1 pseudogene is annotated in these 1,095 nt (G+C 41.0%); it reads left to right on the top strand.

The window, feature by feature from the left end:
- Positions 1-1,095: pseudogene (locus tag FTV42_RS17265) on the top strand (mobilization protein); the annotation flags it as partial.

Genomic DNA, 1,095 nt, shown 5'->3' with positions numbered 1-1,095 from the left:
AGCAGTTTGGCAAGCTCGTTGATAACTACGTACAAACATTTTTAAGGACTCTGACAGTAAAAAACAGAGCAGATATTGTCCAGTGTATTGAGCAACTGGAAGGAATCGCATCGGTCAAACAAAGTAAAGAATACTTAACTGCCACTTTGAAAAGTGGCAAAAGACATCGACTTAGAGGCGACTTTTATCATGAACAATTCGAAATTAACGCTTATTCAGAGCATCTCAGAGCAGCAGCAGAAAGCCGACCAACTACAGCAGAGCTTGCAACAGCTCTCCGAAACGCTGAAAACGTTCGAGATGACTATCGAGCAAAGCGAGAGACCTATCACCAACAGCACTATACTTTTAAACGAAGTACAGCAGACAACATCGGCCATAAAATCGCATCTCAGAGCGATTTTGACCGAAATAGGGAATCTATCACCCAAAGCCATAAAATCGCTAACAGCGAGCTATACGGAGCAAATAGACGCACTGCAAACGCAGTTAGCGAATATAGACCTATCGGAAATATCAAAAGTGAAATCGAGCATAGATTCGTTTTCAACCTCAATTCACGCTCTACAGGCTCAAGTCAACAAGCAGTTGCAGAGCCTCAGAATCGACGAAAAGCTCCTGCAGAACAGCATTCAACACCAAGTACAGCAAGCGATAGAGGGGCAGAGAGAGACAATAGAGAGTCAGTTGCAGAGCCTTTTGACGGAAAAATTGGGCAACCAGAGAGCAACACACATCCTATGGGGGATGATAGCTTTTGGACTGCTGATTCTTTTAATAATTTTATATCTAGGCTATCAAGCCAATACAAATTTAAAAACAATCAAAGAACAATAGCAAATGATTCAACAGAATTCACAAGTGATTACAAACCAGATCAACTACTTGAAACAAATACGGAACTAGATCATGCAGACCGAAATCGACCAATTTTTGACAGAGCAAAACAGCTTATCGATGCAACAAAACAACTTGTTAGCCGAGCAAAACAAGGTTTTGAGTCAACAAATCGATTCATTAAAGACCATTTTGAGCGACTACAGCGAAGTCGAGCTGAGTCTAAAGAGCAAAATCAGCAATCTGAATACAGAGAAA

Source organism: Acinetobacter sp. YH16052, assembly GCF_013417155.1.
Taxonomy (GTDB): domain Bacteria; phylum Pseudomonadota; class Gammaproteobacteria; order Pseudomonadales; family Moraxellaceae; genus Acinetobacter.
This window is presented reverse-complemented; position numbering and strand designations above follow the sequence as displayed.